At 48.1% G+C, this 20,621-nt stretch carries 14 protein-coding genes, 3 tRNA genes, 3 rRNA genes and 1 other annotated feature; of the genes, 14 read left to right on the forward strand and 6 right to left on the reverse strand.

All coding sequences use genetic code 11. The features are described from left to right. Positions 1 to 148: 148 nt before the first annotated feature. The 3 genes from pheA to MKA69_RS07610 form a co-directional block, all read right to left on the reverse strand. Positions 149 to 1,324 carry a prephenate dehydratase gene (pheA, locus tag MKA69_RS07600; protein WP_305847778.1) on the reverse strand — a complete coding sequence of 392 codons (1,176 nt, stop codon included), beginning with the start codon at positions 1,322 to 1,324 and terminating at the stop codon, positions 149 to 151. A 13-nt stretch (positions 1,325 to 1,337) separates the two neighbouring features. Then, positions 1,338 to 1,459 (reverse strand) — a sequence feature (Phe leader region). Between the two features lie 100 nt (positions 1,460 to 1,559). Continuing rightward, positions 1,560 to 1,889 carry a ribosome hibernation-promoting factor, HPF/YfiA family gene (gene hpf / locus MKA69_RS07605; RefSeq protein ID WP_000783368.1) on the reverse strand — a complete coding sequence of 110 codons (330 nt, stop codon included), beginning with the start codon at positions 1,887 to 1,889 and terminating at the stop codon, positions 1,560 to 1,562. A 396-nt stretch (positions 1,890 to 2,285) separates the two neighbouring features. Further along, complete coding sequence (locus MKA69_RS07610; protein ID WP_055029651.1) at positions 2,286 to 3,011, reverse strand: outer membrane protein assembly factor BamD; 726 nt, start codon at positions 3,009 to 3,011, stop codon at positions 2,286 to 2,288. A 154-nt stretch (positions 3,012 to 3,165) separates the two neighbouring features. Between MKA69_RS07610 and rluD the strand changes: the two genes are divergently transcribed. From rluD to nfsA, 11 genes are all read left to right on the forward strand, one after another. After that, positions 3,166 to 4,140 (forward strand): 23S rRNA pseudouridine(1911/1915/1917) synthase RluD, encoded by a 975-nt coding sequence (gene rluD / locus MKA69_RS07615; RefSeq protein WP_000941109.1) that lies wholly within the window; start codon positions 3,166 to 3,168, stop codon positions 4,138 to 4,140. Positions 4,141 to 4,142: 2 nt separating this feature from the next. Beyond that, a complete protein-coding gene (gene pgeF / locus MKA69_RS07620; protein ID WP_305847779.1) occupies positions 4,143 to 4,865 on the forward strand; it encodes a peptidoglycan editing factor PgeF in 723 nt (240 codons plus the stop codon). Between the two features lie 123 nt (positions 4,866 to 4,988). Further along, positions 4,989 to 7,562: an ATP-dependent chaperone ClpB gene (gene clpB, locus MKA69_RS07625; RefSeq protein ID WP_001235065.1), complete on the forward strand. Its 2,574-nt coding sequence runs from the start codon at positions 4,989 to 4,991 to the stop codon at positions 7,560 to 7,562. Positions 7,563 to 8,079: 517 nt separating this feature from the next. Further along, positions 8,080 to 9,622 (forward strand): 16S ribosomal RNA (locus tag MKA69_RS07630). Between the two features lie 62 nt (positions 9,623 to 9,684). Continuing rightward, positions 9,685 to 9,761: transfer RNA gene (locus tag MKA69_RS07635), tRNA-Ile, on the forward strand. An 8-nt stretch (positions 9,762 to 9,769) separates the two neighbouring features. Next, positions 9,770 to 9,845 (forward strand) — tRNA-Ala (locus MKA69_RS07640). Between the two features lie 288 nt (positions 9,846 to 10,133). Further along, a 23S ribosomal RNA gene (locus tag MKA69_RS07645) occupies positions 10,134 to 13,020 on the forward strand. A 92-nt stretch (positions 13,021 to 13,112) separates the two neighbouring features. Continuing rightward, positions 13,113 to 13,228 (forward strand): 5S ribosomal RNA (gene rrf / locus MKA69_RS07650). Together the 16S, 23S and 5S rRNA genes with 3 tRNA genes alongside form the textbook arrangement of a ribosomal RNA operon. A 31-nt stretch (positions 13,229 to 13,259) precedes the next feature. Then, positions 13,260 to 13,336, forward strand: a tRNA-Asp gene (locus MKA69_RS07655). Positions 13,337 to 13,533: 197 nt separating this feature from the next. Next, on the forward strand, positions 13,534 to 13,857 hold the full coding sequence (locus MKA69_RS07660) for a DUF1904 domain-containing protein (protein WP_305847780.1): 324 nt from the start codon (positions 13,534 to 13,536) through the stop codon (positions 13,855 to 13,857). Positions 13,858 to 13,866: 9 nt separating this feature from the next. Next, positions 13,867 to 14,589: an oxygen-insensitive NADPH nitroreductase gene (gene nfsA / locus MKA69_RS07665; RefSeq protein WP_305847781.1), complete on the forward strand. Its 723-nt coding sequence runs from the start codon at positions 13,867 to 13,869 to the stop codon at positions 14,587 to 14,589. Positions 14,590 to 14,625: 36 nt separating this feature from the next. On the opposite strand, the gene MKA69_RS07670 is transcribed toward nfsA, so the two are convergent. From MKA69_RS07670 to rdgC, 3 genes are all read right to left on the reverse strand, one after another. Beyond that, on the reverse strand, positions 14,626 to 14,880 hold the full coding sequence (locus MKA69_RS07670) for a YfhL family 4Fe-4S dicluster ferredoxin (protein WP_001196281.1): 255 nt from the start codon (positions 14,878 to 14,880) through the stop codon (positions 14,626 to 14,628). A gap of 2 nt (positions 14,881 to 14,882) precedes the next feature. Then, positions 14,883 to 16,283: a tRNA 5-hydroxyuridine modification protein YegQ gene (gene yegQ, locus MKA69_RS07675; protein ID WP_095469360.1), complete on the reverse strand. Its 1,401-nt coding sequence runs from the start codon at positions 16,281 to 16,283 to the stop codon at positions 14,883 to 14,885. 150 nt (positions 16,284 to 16,433) lie between these two features. Further along, entirely contained in the window at positions 16,434 to 17,348 is a 915-nt protein-coding gene (gene rdgC, locus MKA69_RS07680; protein WP_305847783.1) for a recombination-associated protein RdgC, read from the reverse strand. Between the two features lie 237 nt (positions 17,349 to 17,585). On the opposite strand from rdgC, the gene phoB reads away from it, so the two are divergent. Genes phoB through MKA69_RS07695 form a run of 3 tightly spaced genes read left to right on the forward strand, consistent with a single transcriptional unit; the run spans position 17,586 to position 20,572 of the window. Then, complete coding sequence (phoB, locus tag MKA69_RS07685) at positions 17,586 to 18,275, forward strand: phosphate regulon transcriptional regulator PhoB (RefSeq protein WP_000091118.1); 690 nt, start codon at positions 17,586 to 17,588, stop codon at positions 18,273 to 18,275. 21 nt (positions 18,276 to 18,296) lie between these two features. Beyond that, positions 18,297 to 19,598: a phosphate regulon sensor histidine kinase PhoR gene (gene phoR, locus MKA69_RS07690; protein ID WP_305847784.1), complete on the forward strand. Its 1,302-nt coding sequence runs from the start codon at positions 18,297 to 18,299 to the stop codon at positions 19,596 to 19,598. Positions 19,599 to 19,603: 5 nt separating this feature from the next. Next, on the forward strand, positions 19,604 to 20,572 hold the full coding sequence (locus MKA69_RS07695; RefSeq protein WP_158120362.1) for a PstS family phosphate ABC transporter substrate-binding protein: 969 nt from the start codon (positions 19,604 to 19,606) through the stop codon (positions 20,570 to 20,572). The last annotated feature ends 49 nt before the right edge of the window (positions 20,573 to 20,621 follow it).

Below are 20,621 nucleotides of genomic sequence, written 5' to 3' on the forward strand. Positions count from 1 at the left end.
GGTGACGATCCGACAAATAAAAAAACAGCGTAAGAGCCAAAAAATTGGCTACGCCGACAGCCTGGATCACCTAACTATTTGTATAATTTGGTGGCATTATAGTCAGAGCTTATGCGACTGTCAGCTTAATTGGTTCAAATTATTGACGCTATATAAATTTAACCTGTGTGGGTTTGACGTTTTCGCTTGGATAACAACCGAGCACTTTAAGGTGTCGAGTCAACTGGGTTAGCTCAGCTAAAGCTTGCTGCATCTCGTCTGAATCAATGTGTGCTTCTAAATCAACGTAGAACATTTCTTCCCACGGATTACCCATGATCGGCCGTGATTCGAGTTTGGTCATATTGATCCCGTAACGTTGTAAAACCAACAACGTGGAAACGAGCGAACCTGCATCTTGAGCCGTCGACATAATCAACGTGGTTTTCGCCGGGATCTGGGGTGAAACCTCCACTGGTTTACGAGCCACCACAATAAAGCGAGTATGGTTTTCTGTTTGGTTAGCAATATTGCCTTGTATCGGTTGTAAGCCATACAACTTACCGCTGGTCGAATTGCCAATTGCCGCGACATCAGCACGGTTAAGCTCTTTGACTTTCTTCATAGCATCGGCAGTGCTCGCACAGCTTTCAAGCTTCACTCCCTTTAAACGGCTAAGAAATTCACTGCACTGTTGATGAGGCTGTGGATGTGAATAGAGCACTTTGAGATCTTCTAGACGAATCTCTTGCGTTGCGACTAAACAGTGTTCGATAGGTTGGGTTAACTCTCCTACGATGTACAACGTAGTGTGTTGCAGTAGGTCGTACACTTCATTGATGGAGCCTGAACTGGTATTTTCGATTGGTAGAACACCGTAATCGGCATGGCCAGACTCGACAGTTCTTGCGACTTCTTTGAAGTGATCGCAGTTTAGCTCAATCAATTCTGTATTTTTACGGCTGAAATATTCGCGAGTCGCAAGATGGGAGTAGGAACCTTTTGCACCTAAAAAAGCGACTCTCGCTAATGGCTTACGACTTTGTGGATTGGCTAGGTTTTGCAAATAAGCCTGCTGGAGCAAAACTGAGTCTTCAATGATGGTGTGAAATAGCTTAGTGATATATTGGGCATCAAGCTGATATTGCTGTTTCCCAGTGTTGATTAACTTAACCAACAACTGCTGCTCACGAACGGGATCCCGTACCGGTTTTGCGGTTTCGACTTTGCTTTTCGCCACTTCAATACTTAATTGACGCCGCTCAGAAAGAAGTTGCAATAGGCGATTATCGATGTCGTTAAGACGTAGACGAATATCATCGAGAGAAAGAGGTTGGTGGGTCATTAAAATAATCCTTATAAAAAAAGCCTCCTAGTGAGGAGGCTTTCTGTTCGTTTTTGACTTTTCTTTCTTAAACGAGCAAGCCTCCGAGTCTAGCGGAGAAAAAAGAAGTCAAAAAAGGACAGTAGTTTAGACATGTTTGTTGAATATTTATCCATAGGTTTTGCCACACAATAAGCAAGCCAACTAAGAGCGTCAAGCAAAAAAATAGCGCCGTTTCGGCGCTATTTTCATGAGTCTATTGTTCAGTCTCCTCGGTTAGCTCAGGCTTATCTGTCCGACGAGCTTCCGGTTTATGACGTAATTTGTTGAGTTGACGCTCTAGCTTTTGTTCTACCTCGTTGATCGCTGCGTACAAATCTTCATGAATGGCGGAGGCGACTAACTGACCACGTGGAATGCTCACCACCGCTTCAAATTTTTTCTGCTTATTGGGTTCTTCACTAAAGCAGGCTTGGCAACCAATGATATCCACTTGCCATTTTTCTAATTTTTTAAATTTACCCTCAATATGATTGCGGATTGCAGAGGTGATTTCGATATTTTTACCAGTGATGTTCATTTTCATAGTGCTTGTTCCTCTGTGTCATCCCTTATGGGTTGAGTTCAGATTACCTCGCTATAGGCTAAATAATGTGATCTAAATCACTTTTATGTTGCGGTTTTTTAGGAAGTGAAATAAACGTGATCTGTCGCAAATCTTGTGTTGAAGAGGTAAAGAAAAAGCTTGTTATCTGATGCAAAAACGCTAGATTCGAGTAAGTAGAGACTAAAAATTTCCGATTTTTTAGTGCTTTGTTTCGGCTTTAAAACGCCGAATGAATGAAAATCCACCACATTGATTTTGTGATAGTGATCACTTTGTACCGAGCTGTACTGATATGAGTGAAATCGTTTCAAAAAAGAATCATAAAAAAGAGCCACAATGATTGTGGCTCTTTTTGCTTTGATATTTTTCTAATATTTATAACGGGTTAAGCTGCATTAGCTGCTTTGTGCGTTCAACTGCTTCTGTCAAACCTAATTGTTGATAGGCTTCGAGCTGAATTTCTAACGCTTTGCGTGCCGCTTCGGTATCAGGGTAGGTTTTTTGCAATTCTTGAGTTCGGTTAATTGCAGCAATCCATGCTTCTCGGCGAATGTAGAAATCGGCTGTCGCTAAGTCATATTCTGCTAAACGGTTTTTGAGTGCATACATTCGACGTTGAGCATCTTCTGCATATGGGCTATTTGGGTAGCGTTGCAGCAGTTTCTTAAAATCTGCAAAAGCCGCTTTTACTGGCTCAGGATCTCGATCAAAACGGTCCACATTGAACAGGTCGTGCATAAAGTTACGATCCTGCGCCATGTGTGTTAGGCCACGCATGTACAAGACCCAATCCATTTTTTCATGTGTAGGATTAAGACGAGTAAAACGTTCAATCGTGGCGAGGCCAAGCGCAAGATCATCATTTTTGTAATAGGCATAAATCAGATCGAGTTGTACTTGTTCTGAATATGCGCCAAACGGATAGCGTGAATCGAGCGCTTCTAATTTTTCGATGGCGGTTAACCAAGTGCCGCTTTGCAGCGCGGTTTGTGCTTCTGAATACAGTTCGGATGGTGGTACATCTGGAACCACTTCAGGGCTGCTAGAGCAACCAAATAACAGGGATAACGCGAGTAGGCCTGATAAAGTCTGGTATTTCATGTCAGGGTGGAGTTCCTTGCAAATCTTGCTTTTCAATAGGTGCGTAAACCGCGCGCAAATCGTTTCGTTACTTTCTTGGCAGTAACAGATACAATGTCGGCGTATTTTTCCATACTAGTGACTATTAGTCTCACGGTTTTTTAAAAAGTTCGATATGGCTCATCAGATTGAATTAACTCAAACAGTAAAAGAGAGCCAGCTTGGTCAACGTCTTGATCAAGCTGTGGCTGAATTATTTACCGATTTTTCCCGCTCACGTTTAAAAGAGTGGTTGTTGGAAGGCAAGATTGCCGTAAATGGCGAAGTGATCACTAAGCCGCGCATGAAAGTGATGGGTGGCGAGGTGATTGTCGTTCAGGCAGAACTGGAAGACGAACAGCGTTGGGAAGCGCAGGATTTGCCATTGAACATCGTGTATGAAGATGACGACATTATCGTTATTAACAAACCGCGTGACTTTGTGGTGCATCCTGGTGCGGGACAAGCGGATAGTACAGTGCTTAATGCCTTGCTATTCCATTATCCGCCGATCGCTGAAGTACCACGTGCGGGTATCGTCCATCGTCTTGATAAAGACACCACTGGTTTGATGGTGGTTGCGAAAACGGTTCCTGCGCAAACTCACCTTGTACGTGCGCTACAAAAGCGCGATGTGACTCGTGAGTATGAAGCGATTGTGATTGGCACGATGACCGCAGGCGGCATGATTGATAAGCCGATTGGTCGTCATTCGACTAAGCGTACTTTGATGTCGGTTTCACCAATGGGTAAACACGCCGTCACGCATTACCGTGTTGCGGAACATTTCCGTGAACACACGCGTTTGCGTTTGCGTTTAGAAACGGGCCGTACTCACCAAATTCGTGTGCACATGGCTTATTTGCAACATCCTCTATTAGGTGATACTGCCTATGGTGGCCGTGCGCGCATTCCGAAAGGGGCGTCAGAAGAGTTAACGGAGATGATTCGTGGCTTCGATCGTCAAGCGCTGCACGCTGTGATGCTGAAATTTGAGCACCCAATTACGGGTGAAGAGCTCGAATTCCATGCACCGGTACCTGACGACATGGTCGAGATGACGCTCGCATTGCGTGAAGATGCGAAGCAAAATCGTACAGAAGAGTATTAAGCATGATTTTCCCCAACTGGAATGCACCCAAACAAGTCAAAGCGTTTAGTTCGACTCGCCACGGTGGTTTTTCACAAGGTGCTTATCAAGGGCTAAACCTAGGTATGCATGTTGGGGATGATCCTGAACTTGTACTGCGTAATCGGCAATCGTTGGTGGAAGCATCAACGATGCCAAGTTCACCCATTTGGCTCAATCAAACCCATTCCACGGTGGTACTCAATGTTGATGCTCCGACTGAGCAAGTGTTGGATGCCGATGGCCTCATCACTTCAACGCCGAAGATTGTGTGCTCGGCAATGACGGCAGATTGTCTACCAGTATTAATGACCAATCGTACTGGCACCCAAGTTGCTGCGGTTCATGCTGGCTGGCGTGGTTTGCTGAATGGCATTGTTGAACAAACAGCGGCAAGAATGTCCGGTGATGTCATGGTGTGGCTTGGCCCTGCGATTGGTGCGCAGGCGTTTGAAGTGAGCGAAGATGTTTTCGCCGCTTTTGTTGCTCATCATCCTCAAGCTGAGCATGCTTTCACTCCTCGTGCACAACAGGGCAAATGGCTGGCGGATATGAGTCAGTTAGTCAAACTACGTTTGCATGAATTAGGTATTGAGCAAGTCTTTGATAGTGGCTTGTGTACCTATCAGGATGCGGATCGCTTCTATTCCTATCGCCGAGATGGAGTGACGGGGCGGCAAGCGGCCTTTATTTGGCTTGAAGAGTAAGCCTCCATCCATCCCCATATCAAACAACAAGAAAGTTTCCTCAACTTCCCTTGAAAATCTGGTTTGTGATAACCATCTTTCCTACGTATTCAATTTATCTCAGATGAGGTTAGGAAGGTTGGTATGCGTCTTGACAGATTTACGAGCAAATTTCAGATCGCGATTTCCGATGCCCAGTCATTAGCGCTCGGGCGTGATCATCAATATATCGAACCTGTGCACCTGATGGTGGCACTGTTGGATCAAAACGGCAGTCCGATCCGCCCATTACTCACCATGCTAAATGTCGATGTGATGCAACTGCGCTCTAAGCTGAGCGAGATGTTGGATCGACTCCCGAAAGTGAGTGGTATTGGTGGTGATGTGCAGCTCTCTTCGGCGTTAGGTACACTATTTAATCTGTGTGATAAAGTCGCGCAAAAGCGTCAAGATGCCTACATCTCCTCTGAAATCTATCTACTTGCTGCGATTGAGGACAAAGGGCCACTGGGTCACTTACTCAAAGAGTTTGGACTGACCGAGAAAAAAGTCTCTGAAGCAATAGAGAAGATTCGTGGTGGACAAAAGGTTAATGACCCGAATGCGGAAGAACTGCGCCAAGCATTGGAAAAATTCACCATCGATCTGACTGAACGCGCTGAGCAGGGCAAACTCGATCCTGTGATCGGTCGTGATGATGAAATTCGCCGAACTATCCAAGTGCTGCAACGCCGAACCAAGAACAACCCAGTGATCATCGGTGAACCCGGTGTGGGTAAAACTGCGATAGTGGAAGGTTTGGCGCAACGCATCATCAATAATGAAGTGCCAGAAGGCCTGCGTGGACGCCGCGTATTGTCTTTAGATATGGGTGCGCTAGTAGCCGGGGCAAAATACCGCGGTGAATTTGAAGAGCGCTTGAAATCGGTACTCAATGAGTTAGCGAAAGAAGAAGGCAATATCATCCTTTTCATTGATGAGCTGCACACCATGGTTGGTGCGGGGAAAGGTGAAGGTTCGATGGATGCTGGCAACATGCTCAAACCGGCTTTGGCGCGTGGAGAATTGCATTGTGTTGGCGCAACGACCTTAGATGAGTACCGCCAATACATCGAAAAAGATCCAGCGTTAGAGCGTCGTTTCCAAAAAGTGTTGGTGGATGAGCCCACGGTGGAAGATACCATCGCTATCTTGCGTGGGTTGAAAGAGCGTTATGAGCTGCATCACCATGTCGAAATCACTGATCCGGCGATTGTGGCGGCTGCGAGTTTATCGCATCGCTATATTTCCGATCGTCAGTTGCCTGATAAAGCCATCGATTTGATCGATGAAGCAGCTTCAAGCATTCGGATGCAGATTGATTCCAAACCAGAAGCACTGGACAAGCTTGAGCGTAAAATCATCCAATTGAAAATTGAGCAGCAAGCGCTCTCCAATGAGCACGATGAAGCCAGTGAAAAACGCTTGGCGATCTTAAATGAAGAGTTGCAAGAGAAAGAGCGCGATTACGCAGAGTTGGAAGAAGTGTGGAAAGCGGAAAAAGCGGCACTTTCTGGTACACAGCATATTAAAGCAGCATTAGAGCAAGCGCGGATGGATCTGGAAGTGGCTCGCCGTGCGGGGGATTTGAACCGCATGTCAGAGCTGCAATATGGTCGGATTCCAGAGCTAGAAAAGCAGCTCGATCTGGCCGCGCAAGCAGAAATGCAGGAAATGACTCTGCTGCGCAATAAAGTGACGGATGCAGAAATTGCCGAAGTGCTTTCAAAACAGACCGGTATTCCTGTTTCAAAAATGCTCGAAGCCGAGAAAGAAAAGCTACTGCGCATGGAAGAAGTGCTGCATAAACGCGTGATTGGCCAAAAAGAAGCGGTGGAAGTGGTCGCGAATGCGATTCGCCGCAGTCGTGCAGGGCTTTCTGATCCAAATCGTCCGATTGGCTCCTTCTTATTCTTGGGGCCAACAGGGGTCGGTAAAACCGAGCTGTGTAAAACCTTGGCCAACTTCCTGTTTGATAGCGAAGATGCCATGGTACGCGTGGATATGTCGGAATTTATGGAGAAACACTCAGTTGCTCGTTTAGTGGGCGCGCCTCCAGGTTATGTCGGCTATGAAGAAGGTGGCTACTTAACGGAAGCGGTGCGCCGTAAACCTTACTCGGTGATTTTGCTCGACGAAGTAGAAAAGGCGCACCCGGATGTCTTCAATATTCTGTTGCAAGTCTTGGATGATGGTCGCTTGACGGACGGTCAAGGGCGCACGGTCGATTTTCGTAATACCGTGGTGATCATGACCTCGAACTTAGGCTCAAGCCGAATTCAAGAAAACTTTGCAAGGTTGGACTACCAAGGCATTAAAGAGCAAGTGATGGATGTGGTCAGCAAACACTTCCGTCCGGAGTTCTTGAACCGAGTGGATGAAAGTGTGGTATTCCACCCTCTAGGTCAAGAGCATATTAAGTCGATCGCCTCTATTCAGTTGGCTCGCCTACGTCAGCGTTTGGCAGAGCGAGACTACCAACTAGAGGTAGATGATGAGGCGCTGGATCTGATCGCGCATGTTGGTTTCGATCCTGTCTACGGTGCTCGTCCACTGAAACGTGCGATTCAGCAAAATGTGGAAAACCCACTGGCGAAATCGATTCTGGCTGGAAGGTTCCTGCCTGGTTCACCTATTTTACTATCGGTAAAAGAGGGGAATATTTTCGCAAGCCAGTAGCAGACGCCTTATCTAGATAAATAAAAGAGCCACTTCGAGTGGCTCTTTTGCTTGTTAATTGAGCATAAAAGTGCGCTTTTTAGTGGTTTTGTTGTTAATTTGTTCGCTTGGACTGAAAAAGTATAAAAAAAGCATTTTAGAGCTTGCCAGATTTTAAATCCTCCCTATAATGCGCCCTCACTGACACGGCAGACGCCGCAAGGCTTTAGAGTCAGCCAGTAAGGCTAAAACGCTTCGATGAAGAAAGTTGAAAAAAGAGTTTGACTCTGACAATTATCTCGCTAGAATGCACAGCCTCTTCGGTAAGAAAGCCGAAGCAAAACGCTCTTTAACAATATAAACCAATCAATCTGTGTGGGCACTCGTTGATGATAATCAAAAAAGATTTATCAATGAACTGAGTGACCATTTGAATGAGCAATCATTCAGCACAGTCAATTCAACATTACTTCGCTTTTATTAAGCAAAGAATGTAATCAGTATTCATTGAGCCGAAGCGAAAGCTTCAGAAAACTTTTAATTGAAGAGTTTGATCATGGCTCAGATTGAACGCTGGCGGCAGGCCTAACACATGCAAGTCGAGCGGCAGCACAGAGGAACTTGTTCCTTGGGTGGCGAGCGGCGGACGGGTGAGTAATGCCTGGGAAATTGCCCGGTAGAGGGGGATAACCATTGGAAACGATGGCTAATACCGCATAACCTCGTAAGAGCAAAGCAGGGGACCTTCGGGCCTTGCGCTACCGGATATGCCCAGGTGGGATTAGCTAGTTGGTGAGGTAAGGGCTCACCAAGGCGACGATCCCTAGCTGGTCTGAGAGGATGATCAGCCACACTGGAACTGAGACACGGTCCAGACTCCTACGGGAGGCAGCAGTGGGGAATATTGCACAATGGGCGCAAGCCTGATGCAGCCATGCCGCGTGTATGAAGAAGGCCTTCGGGTTGTAAAGTACTTTCAGTAGGGAGGAAGGTGGTTAAGCTAATATCTTAATCATTTGACGTTACCTACAGAAGAAGCACCGGCTAACTCCGTGCCAGCAGCCGCGGTAATACGGAGGGTGCAAGCGTTAATCGGAATTACTGGGCGTAAAGCGCATGCAGGTGGTTTGTTAAGTCAGATGTGAAAGCCCTGGGCTCAACCTAGGAATCGCATTTGAAACTGACAAGCTAGAGTACTGTAGAGGGGGGTAGAATTTCAGGTGTAGCGGTGAAATGCGTAGAGATCTGAAGGAATACCGGTGGCGAAGGCGGCCCCCTGGACAGATACTGACACTCAGATGCGAAAGCGTGGGGAGCAAACAGGATTAGATACCCTGGTAGTCCACGCCGTAAACGATGTCTACTTGGAGGTTGTGACCTAGAGTCGTGGCTTTCGGAGCTAACGCGTTAAGTAGACCGCCTGGGGAGTACGGTCGCAAGATTAAAACTCAAATGAATTGACGGGGGCCCGCACAAGCGGTGGAGCATGTGGTTTAATTCGATGCAACGCGAAGAACCTTACCTACTCTTGACATCCAGAGAATCTAGCGGAGACGCTGGAGTGCCTTCGGGAGCTCTGAGACAGGTGCTGCATGGCTGTCGTCAGCTCGTGTTGTGAAATGTTGGGTTAAGTCCCGCAACGAGCGCAACCCTTATCCTTGTTTGCCAGCACGTAATGGTGGGAACTCCAGGGAGACTGCCGGTGATAAACCGGAGGAAGGTGGGGACGACGTCAAGTCATCATGGCCCTTACGAGTAGGGCTACACACGTGCTACAATGGCGTATACAGAGGGCAGCGATACCGCGAGGTGGAGCGAATCTCACAAAGTACGTCGTAGTCCGGATTGGAGTCTGCAACTCGACTCCATGAAGTCGGAATCGCTAGTAATCGCAAATCAGAATGTTGCGGTGAATACGTTCCCGGGCCTTGTACACACCGCCCGTCACACCATGGGAGTGGGCTGCAAAAGAAGCAGGTAGTTTAACCTTCGGGAGGACGCTTGCCACTTTGTGGTTCATGACTGGGGTGAAGTCGTAACAAGGTAGCGCTAGGGGAACCTGGCGCTGGATCACCTCCTTACACGATGATTGTCGTGATGAGTGTCCACACAGATTGATTCGGTTTAGATTTGAGCATTAAGTGGGTCTGTAGCTCAGGTGGTTAGAGCGTACGCCTGATAAGCGTAAGGTCGGTGGTTCGAGTCCACTCAGACCCACCACTAACGATGGGGTTATAGCTCAGCTGGGAGAGCGCCTGCCTTGCACGCAGGAGGTCTGCGGTTCGATCCCGCATAGCTCCACCATCTTTAAGCGTTTTCGCTGAGAATGTTTAAAAATGGTTTTCATCAGAAAATCTTGCTCTTTAACAATTTGGAAAGCTGACAAAACAACAATGTATTGTTGTTTGTAAAGTTCTCAATGTTTATCGAAAGATAAACACCAACAACACATTCAAGTGTGCTTGGTATCGAATAAGACTTCGGTCTTGTTCAAAATTTGAGTCCGGCAAAATCTGTCTCGCACTCATGTAAATTAAACGCGAGACAACTTAGGTTGTTTAAACAGCAACCCGAAACTCCTTCGGGTTGTATGGTTAAGTGACTAAGCGTACACGGTGGATGCCTGGGCAGTCAGAGGCGATGAAGGACGTACTAACTTGCGATAAGCGCAGATAAGGCAGTAAGAGCCGTTTGAGTCTGCGATTTCCGAATGGGGAAACCCAACTGCATAAGCAGTTACTGTTAACTGAATACATAGGTTAACAGAGCAAACCGGGGGAACTGAAACATCTAAGTACCCCGAGGAGAAGAAATCAACCGAGATTCCGGTAGTAGCGGCGAGCGAACCTGGATTAGCCCTTAAGCACTCGGTGAAGTAGGTGAACAAGCTGGAAAGCTTGGCGATACAGGGTGATAGCCCCGTAACCGACGCTTCATCGAGCGTGAAATCGAGTAGGGCGGGACACGTGATATCCTGTCTGAATATGGGGGGACCATCCTCCAAGGCTAAATACTCCTGACTGACCGATAGTGAACCAGTACCGTGAGGGAAAGGCGAAAAGAACCCCTGTGAGGGGAGTGAAATAGAACCTGAAACCGTGTACGTACAAGCAGTAGGAGCACCTTCGTGGTGTGACTGCGTACCTTTTGTATAATGGGTCAGCGACTTATATTCAGTGGCAAGGTTAACCGTATAGGGGAGCCGTAGCGAAAGCGAGTCTTAACTGGGCGCTCAGTCTCTGGATATAGACCCGAAACCGGGTGATCTAGCCATGGGCAGGTTGAAGGTTGAGTAACATCAACTGGAGGACCGAACCGACTAATGTTGAAAAATTAGCGGATGACTTGTGGCTAGGGGTGAAAGGCCAATCAAACTCGGAGATAGCTGGTTCTCCCCGAAAGCTATTTAGGTAGCGCCTCGGACGAATACTACTGGGGGTAGAGCACTGTTAAGGCTAGGGGGTCATCCCGACTTACCAACCCTTTGCAAACTCCGAATACCAGTAAGTACTATCCGGGAGACACACGGCGGGTGCTAACGTCCGTCGTGGAGAGGGAAACAACCCAGACCGCCAGCTAAGGTCCCAAAGTATTGCTAAGTGGGAAACGATGTGGGAAGGCTCAGACAGCTAGGATGTTGGCTTAGAAGCAGCCATCATTTAAAGAAAGCGTAATAGCTCACTAGTCGAGTCGGCCTGCGCGGAAGATGTAACGGGGCTAAGCAATACACCGAAGCTGCGGCAATGTCTTTTAGACATTGGGTAGGGGAGCGTTCTGTAAGCCGTTGAAGGTGAATCGTAAGGTTTGCTGGAGGTATCAGAAGTGCGAATGCTGACATGAGTAACGACAAAGGGGGTGAAAAACCTCCTCGCCGGAAGACCAAGGGTTCCTGTCCAACGTTAATCGGGGCAGGGTGAGTCGACCCCTAAGGTGAGGCCGAAAGGCGTAATCGATGGGAAACGGGTTAATATTCCCGTACTTCTGACTATTGCGATGGGGGGACGGAGAAGGCTAGGTGGGCCAGGCGACGGTTGTCCTGGTTCAAGTGCGTAGGCTTGAGAGTTAGGTAAATCCGGCTCTTTCTAAGGCTGAGACACGACGTCGAGCTACTACGGTAGTGAAGTCATTGATGCCATGCTTCCAGGAAAAGCCTCTAAGCTTCAGATAGTCAGGAATCGTACCCCAAACCGACACAGGTGGTCGGGTAGAGAATACCAAGGCGCTTGAGAGAACTCGGGTGAAGGAACTAGGCAAAATGGTACCGTAACTTCGGGAGAAGGTACGCTCTTGACGGTGAAGTCCCTCGCGGATGGAGCTGATGAGAGTCGCAGATACCAGGTGGCTGCAACTGTTTATTAAAAACACAGCACTGTGCAAAATCGTAAGATGACGTATACGGTGTGACGCCTGCCCGGTGCCGGAAGGTTAATTGATGGGGTTAGCGTAAGCGAAGCTCTTGATCGAAGCCCCGGTAAACGGCGGCCGTAACTATAACGGTCCTAAGGTAGCGAAATTCCTTGTCGGGTAAGTTCCGACCTGCACGAATGGCGTAATGATGGCCACGCTGTCTCCACCCGAGACTCAGTGAAATTGAAATCGCTGTGAAGATGCAGTGTACCCGCGGCTAGACGGAAAGACCCCGTGAACCTTTACTACAGCTTGGCACTGAACATTGAACCTACATGTGTAGGATAGGTGGGAGGCTTTGAAGACATGACGCTAGTTGTGTTGGAGCCGTCCTTGAAATACCACCCTTGTATGTTTGATGTTCTAACTTAGCCCCGTTATCCGGGGTGAGGACAGTGCCTGGTGGGTAGTTTGACTGGGGCGGTCTCCTCCCAAAGAGTAACGGAGGAGCACGAAGGTGGGCTAATCACGGTTGGACATCGTGAGGTTAGTGCAATGGCATAAGCCCGCTTAACTGCGAGAATGACGGTTCGAGCAGGTGCGAAAGCAGGTCATAGTGATCCGGTGGTTCTGTATGGAAGGGCCATCGCTCAACGGATAAAAGGTACTCCGGGGATAACAGGCTGATACCGCCCAAGAGTTCATATCGACGGCGGTGTTTGGCACCTCGATGTCGGCTCATCACATCCTGGGGCTGAAGTCGGTCCCAAGGGTATGGCTGTTCGCCATTTAAAGTGGTACGCGAGCTGGGTTTAGAACGTCGTGAGACAGTTCGGTCCCTATCTGCCGTGGGCGTTGGAAGATTGAAGGGGGCTGCTCCTAGTACGAGAGGACCGGAGTGGACGAACCTCTGGTGTTCGGGTTGTGTCGCCAGACGCATTGCCCGGTAGCTAAGTTCGGAATCGATAACCGCTGAAAGCATCTAAGCGGGAAGCGAGCCCTGAGATGAGTCTTCCCTGACGGTTTAACCGTCCTAAAGGGTTGTTCGAGACTAGAACGTTGATAGGCAGGGTGTGTAAGCGTTGTGAGGCGTTGAGCTAACCTGTACTAATTGCCCGTGAGGCTTAACCATACAACACCCAAGGGGTTTTGTAGTGGACTCAAAGCTAAGCGCATAAGAATGTGTGTGAGAACGAAAACAGCTTTCCAGATTTTAAAATTTTGCTTGGCGACCATAGCGTTTTGGACCCACCTGACTCCATCCCGAACTCAGAAGTGAAACGAAACAGCGTCGATGGTAGTGTGGGGTCTCCCCATGTGAGAGTAGAACATCGCCAGGCTTTTAATTTAGCACCAAGCGCTAACCAATGCGGAGCGGTAGTTCAGTTGGTTAGAATACCGGCCTGTCACGCCGGGGGTCGCGGGTTCGAGTCCCGTCCGCTCCGCCACTTATTTGAGAAACCCAGTCTTAGGACTGGGTTTTTTGCTTTCTGGATAAAAGTGCCGTTATCTTGGCTATTCAATCCTTCTAACTCTCTCATTCTGCTTCTTGAGCCTTTAGAACAATGGTTTATCCTTTGTTTTTTGTACGACTCGCTCCTCGTCATTCTGGCTGTTATGATGGCGAAAAAGGAGAAAATGAGTCATGCCCCACTTACGTTTTCGTGCTGTAGAAGCACATATCGTTGAAACACTGGTAACTCCGTTGCTCAATGAACTTTCCTCTCTACTCTGTACCTCTCGAAGTGCTTTTACCTTTGAGTTGATTAATACTCAGTATTTCGCCGAAGGAGAGGTTTATCCCATGGTGGAAGTATTGTGGTTTGGAAGGGAACAGCAAACTCAGGATCAGGTTGCACAGGTGATTACTGAGCAGACACGTCAGTTGCTCGGTGCTGATGCTCATGTTGCTGTAGTGTTCATACCTTTGCAACGCACTGCTTATTATCTGGATGGTCAACATTTCTGAGGAGACAACATGAATCCAGTTATCGATACCATGCTCAACCATCGCTCTATCCGTGCTTTTAGTCCAGAGCCTATTTCTGCAACGCAACTTGAGACGATCATTGCTTCAGGTATTGCGGCTTCGTCATCCAGCTTACTGCAAGTGATCTCGGTGATCCGAGTGAGCGATGACAGTATGCGTGAGCAATTAGCAAAGCTGGCAGGTAATCAAGCCTACGTAGCGAGTGCGGCTGAGTTTTTGGTTTTTTGCATTGATTATCAACGACATTATGCGCTGAACCCGAATGTGAAACCTGAATTTATGGAGTTAACCTTAATTGGTGCTGTTGATGCGGGGATTATGGCGCAAAACTGCTTATTAGCAGCCGAGTCGATGGGGTTAGGTGGTGTCTATATTGGTGGTTTACGTAATTCACCGAATGAAGTCGATGCTTTGCTTAACTTGCCGCCTTATACCGCGGTATTGTTTGGTATGTGTTTAGGGTACCCAGCGCAGGATCCAGAGTTAAAACCACGCTTGGCTCCGAAGGTGATCCTGCATGAAAACCACTATCAACCTTTGAATAGAGGCGATGTGGCGGAATATGACCGCACTATGATCGAGTATTACCAAAAACGTTCTGGCAATCCTAAACAGCAGGGTTGGTCAGAGCAAATCACGGCTAAGCTCTCCGAAGAGTCTCGTCCATTTATACTTAGCTATTTGCAGCGTAAAGGATTAGCCCTGAAGTAGTGTAGAAAATCCCAGCACTTGGCTGGGATTTTCGATTTATGCTAAGCCTTGAATTACCACGAACTTCTCTAGCAGTTGCTCTTCGGTTTCGCGATGGGCAGGATCGGTGATGATGCAGTTGCTGATGGGACAAACCGACTGGCACGTCGGTTTGTCATAATGCCCTTTACATTCAGTGCATAAGTCGGGGTTGATCTCATAGATCTTATCGCCCATTGAAATCGCACTGTTTGGGCACTCTGGCTCACACATATCACAGTTGGTGCATTTGGCGGTAATCAGTAGCGCCATAATTACTTGCCTGTTGGGTTACGGGTATCCTGCCCTTGTACTAGGTTACGCATCAGCAGAGCGTAGCGGAGATCCAACTCTTCCGGAACTGGAATGTAAACAAAGTGACCGTTGCCTTTGGCATCATCTGTCGCTTCACCTTTACGATTTTCCATCGCTTCTAAAGTGAAGATAACATTGCCTTTTGGCGTCATCAGTTCAAGGCTATCGCCGAGCACAAATTTGTTCTTCACTTCCACTTCGGCCATTGCGCCGCGGCGTTTACCGGTAAATTCACCCACAAACTGTTGAGTGTCGGAAACCGAGTAGCCGTAATCGTAGTTTTGGTAAGCATCGTGCGTGTGGCGACGTAGGAAACCTTCGGTATAACCACGGTGCGCCAAGCTCTCTAGGGTAGTCATCAGGCTGTCATCGAATGGCTTGCCCGCAACCGCATCATCAATCGCTTTACGGTACACTTGCGCGGTACGTGCGCAGTAGTAGAAAGATTTGGTACGGCCTTCGATTTTCAGTGAGTGCACACCCATTTGAGTTAGACGCTCAACATGCTGTATGGCACGCAGATCTTTCGAGTTCATGATGTAGGTACCGTGCTCATCTTCAAACGCGGCCATTTTCTCATCTGGGCGATGGCTTTCAGAAAGTAGCACTACATCATCAATTGGTTTGCCAGCACCAATGGTGGTGTCTGGACGTTCATTTTGAACTTCGATGGCTTGCGCAGCATTGGGGTCAAACTGTTCAACGATCTGACCTGCTTCATCTTCTTTTGCTGCTTCAACTTTGTATTCCCAACGGCATGCGTTAGTGCAAGTGCCTTGGTTTGGATCGCGCTTGTTGATGTAACCTGACAGCAAGCAACGGCCTGAGTAAGCCATGCACAACGCACCATGTACGAACACTTCAATTTCGGTATTCGGGCATTTTTCACGGATCTCTTCGATCTCTTCTAAAGAGAGTTCACGAGAAACAATCACACGCTCAACGCCTTGCGAAGCCCAGAATTTCACGGTGGCCCAGTTCACTGCATTCGCTTGTACCGAAAGGTGGATCGGCATGTGTGGGAATTCTTCACGAACCATCATGATAAGGCCAGGGTCAGACATGATGAGCGCATCAGGCCCCATATCAATCACTGGCTTAAGGTCGCGGATAAAGGTTTTCAGCTTAGAGTTGTGCGGCTGAATGTTACACACCACATAGAATTTTTTACCCAGTGCGTGGGCTTCATTAATGCCGATTTGTAGGTTTTCGTGATTGAACTCATTGTTACGCACGCGCAGGCTGTAACGAGGTTGGCCAGCGTATACCGCATCTGCCCCGTAGGCAAAAGCGTAGCGCATATTCTTCAGGCTACCCGCAGGTGAAAGGAGTTCTGGAACAAAGGTTTTTGGCGTTGTCATTGCTTGCTTCTCTTACAATCTGATCTCAAGTCAGGCCAATACCACCTGATGGTATTGGAAAGGGCGCAAATTTTACGTCAAAAACCCTACTCTGCATAGTGAAACTCTCACCACCTCATTTACGCAGAGGTGGTGAAATGGAGTCCACGATTAGGCTTCAGGGTGAGGTAGGCCACCTAAGGCATTGAACAGGTCAGGTAGGAAGACCGACATTTCTCCGCACAGCAGGGAGAAATCGGCATCCAGACGTGCTGCGCGATCTTCGCGTAGGATGTCATCATTCTGCTCTTTGAGTTCATCGCTGTATGCTAGGCGCTTGATGCTGCAATCTTCCGCCAATACAAAACGAATTCGATCTTGCCAGTTGATCGCCAGTTTGGTGACCACTTTATTGGCTTGAATGTGGCTGAGAATTTCATCGCTGCTCAACTCCTGCTTTTTACAGCGAATGGTTGCGCCATCATCGAGTAATGATTTGAGCTCCGCTTCTTCCATCAGGCTAAAGCCTTGTGGCAGATTGCCTTCTTCCACCCATTGCGTCAGAGTCGTTTCGACCGCTATTTCAGGAATAGCAGGCACAACAGGCAGGCTGCCCATGGTTTTACGCAGTAGCGCGAGCACATCTTCGGCTTTTTTGTAGCTTCCAGCATCAACTAGAATTAAGCCTTCGGTTGGCATGATTAGCACAAAAGTGAGTTGGCTTTTGCTGAATGCGCGTGGCAGTAAATCGATGACGATGTCTTCTTTCAGCGCTTCTTTTTCTTTTTTCTTCAGTGGGCGGCCTTCTTCGGCTTCCATCGCTTCGACTTTGGCATTGAGCGAATCTTTGATCACCGAAGCGGGGAGCATTTTTTCTTCACGTTTCGCGCAGACTAAAATGCGGTTTTCACTGACGTGGGTCATCATGTCGCCGTGTTTACCCAGTGCGGAAACCCAGCCAAACTTCTGTTTATCTTGACTGCCGCAAGGCGTAAAACGAAATTCGGCCAGCTGTTTTTCCAGCTGATCGGCATTGAAGTTAACCTCGCGATTAACGCGATACACCATACAGTTTTTAAACCACATTGTTGTTTTCCCTTGGTTAGAAAGCCAGACATGATAGGGGAAGATGCTGAGAAAGTCTTAACCCTAATTCAAAAAAATAGGGATAGCTGCCCAGTTGTTGTCTCGCTTTGCTTGTGAGGCTTAGGTATATGAATTTCGCCTGAACCTTATATGAAAATTTGTTTGCAAAGGTCACAAAAGTGTCATAAACATTTTCCATAATGCATGGCGTTGGTGAAAAACAAAGGTTAATCAATTATGTCTAGAAGGATTCTGGTTGTTGAAGACGAAGCACCGATTCGTGAAATGTTGTGTTTCGTGCTTGAACAAAAGGGCTATCAGGCGGTTGAGGCCGAAGATTATGATTCGGCGATGAGTAAACTGGCTGAGCCTTTTCCTGATCTCGTCCTGCTTGACTGGATGTTGCCTGGTGGAAGTGGCATCAACCTCATCAAGCATATGAAACGTGAAGAGGTGACGCGCAACATTCCAGTGGTGATGCTCACCGCGCGTGGGGAAGAAGAAGATAAAGTTCGCGGCCTCGAAGTGGGCGCGGATGATTACATTACCAAACCGTTTTCACCTAAAGAGTTAGTCGCCCGCTTAAAAGCCGTGATCCGCCGAGTTACGCCAACGGCATTAGAAGACGTGATTGATGTTCAAGGTTTGAAGTTAGATCCGGTTTCACACCGTGTGACGGCCAACGATCAGCCGTTGGACATGGGACCAACCGAGTTCAAGATGTTACACTTCTTCATGACGCACCAAGAGCGTGTGTATAGCCGTGAACAACTGCTCAACAACGTTTGGGGTACTAACGTGTATGTGGAAGATCGTACGGTAGATGTTCACATTCGCCGTCTGCGTAAAGCGTTAGAAGACGCCGGACATGATAAGTTGATCCAAACAGTGCGCGGTGCGGGGTATCGTTTTTCAACCAAGGCCTAAGAGGGTGTAGAACAAATCAGTATGGTTGAACGCTTAACATGGAAAAAGCTGGCTTGGGAGCTGGCTTTTTTTTACTCGCCCTGGATTGTGGTGGGATGGATTTTTGGAAGTATGCCGTGGTTGCTGTTAGCAGCGACGGCTTTGCAGCTTTTCTGGCATTTGAATCATCAAATTCGCCTTTCAGCATGGTTGTGGGATGAAAAACGCCTCACACCACCTTCTGGAACCGGGAATTGGGAATCGCTGTTCAATGGCATTTATCGTCTGCAGCAGCGCCATCGTAAAAAACGCAAAGAGCTGACTAACCTTATCCGCCGCTTCCGTAATGGTGCGGAATCGCTCCCCGATGCGGTAGTGGTGTTTCGCAGCGAAGGCAATATCGTGTGGTGTAACCGCCTTGCGCAGCATTTGCTAGGCTTTCGTTGGCCAGACGATGCCGGGCAGCCGATCTCGAACCTGCTGCGTACGCCGGACTTTATTAAATACCTCAAGAAAGATGATTTTACCGATCCGCTCGAAATGCGTTCACCACTCAATAGCGATCGCATGCTAGAACTACGGATTGTGCCGTACACCGAAGGTGAACACCTGATGGTGGTGCGTGATGTGACTCAGCTTAAACAGCTTGAAGGCATGCGGCGTAATTTCTTTGCCAATGTTTCTCATGAGCTGCGTACGCCGATGACGGTGCTGCAAGGTTATTTAGAAATGACCGAAGATCCGGATGTGCTCGCCGGCCCGATGTGGAGCAAAGCCCATGGCGTGATGACTGAGCAGCTCAATCGGATGAATAGTCTGGTGAACCAACTGCTGACGCTTTCGAAAATTGAAGCATCACCGATGGTCGATCTCGACCAAGTGGTGGATGTGCCTGCCATGTTGGAAGTGCTAGAAAAAGAAGCGCTGAGCTTAAGCGGTGATGCACAACATAAGCTGCATTTTGAGGTAGATAAAAGCCTGAAGGTGCTGGCGGATGACGATCAACTGCGCAGCGCGATTTCTAACTTAGTTTACAACGCAGTTAAATACACCCCGCCGGGCGCGCAAATTGATGTGCGTTGGTATCGATCCAGTAAAGGGGCTTGCCTTGAAGTGGAAGACAAAGGCGAGGGGATTGAACCACAGCATTTGCATCGCTTAACGGAGCGTTTCTACCGTGTCGATAAAGCCCGCTCTCGTGATACCGGCGGTAGTGGTTTGGGGCTGGCGATTGTGAAACACGCGCTTGCGCACCATGACAGTCATTTGGATATCTACAGTAAAGTTGGCGTGGGCAGTAAGTTCTCGTTTGTATTGCCTAAACGGTTAGTGGCAAAAGGATGAACCGCATGCTAAGCCGTGTTGGTTTATTCTGCTCATTGGCTTTGGCTTCATCCGCTGCTTGGGCATTGGATGAAGGTCTACCGACCTATGAAAAAGTCAGTGGCATTTCTGGTAGCCTATTATCTGTTGGTTCGGACACGTTGGCGGGTATGACCACGCTGTGGGTCGAAGAATTTCAAGCCTATTACCCCGCGGTGAATGCACAAGTACAAGCCTCGGGTTCGGCAACTGCGCCGCCCGCGTTATCAGAAAGTACGGCACAGTTTGGTCCAATGAGTCGACCAATGCGCAGCAGTGAAATGGCTGCGTTTGAAGCGATGCATGGCTATAAACCGACGGCATTACGTGTGGCGATTGATGCGGTCGGAATTTTTGTGCATCGCGATAACCCGATCAAAGGGCTGAATTTCCAGCAACTGGATGCGATTTTTTCTGCGACATTACGCTGTGGGTCGACCCAGCCGATAGTCACTTGGTCGCAGCTTGGTCTGCCTTATGACTGGGCGAAACGCAACATTCAACTGTTTGGCCGCAACTCGGTATCGGGTACCTACGGCTACTTTAAGCAAAATGCCCTGTGCCAAGGGGATTTCCAAAACCGAGTCAATGAGCAGCCGGGTTCGGCTTCGGTGGTGCAGTCGGTCGCTTCTTCGATCAATACGCTCGGTTATTCTGGGGTGGGTTATCGGGTTTCAGGAGTGAAGCTGCTGCCGATTGCGCGTGAGGGAAATGACTATGTTGAGCCAACCCAAGCGAATATTCTGTCGGGAGCTTACCCTTTATCGCGCTACTTGTATGTGTATGTGAACAAAAACCCTAACCGAGATTTGTCACCGATTGAGCGTGAATTCATACGTTTTATGTTTTCGGAGCAGGGGCAGGCTTTGGTTGCGAAAGATGGTTATCTACCGATTTCAGCGCAAGTGGCTCAGCAAGAGCTGGCAAAGGTAGGTATTGAGCCTTCAACCGATTGACGCGAGTTTACTCTCATCAGAACAATCAAAAACGCCCACATTGATGTTG

Origin of the sequence: Vibrio sp. AH4 (assembly GCF_030710545.1) — a bacterium.
Taxonomy (GTDB): domain Bacteria; phylum Pseudomonadota; class Gammaproteobacteria; order Enterobacterales; family Vibrionaceae; genus Vibrio; species Vibrio metoecus.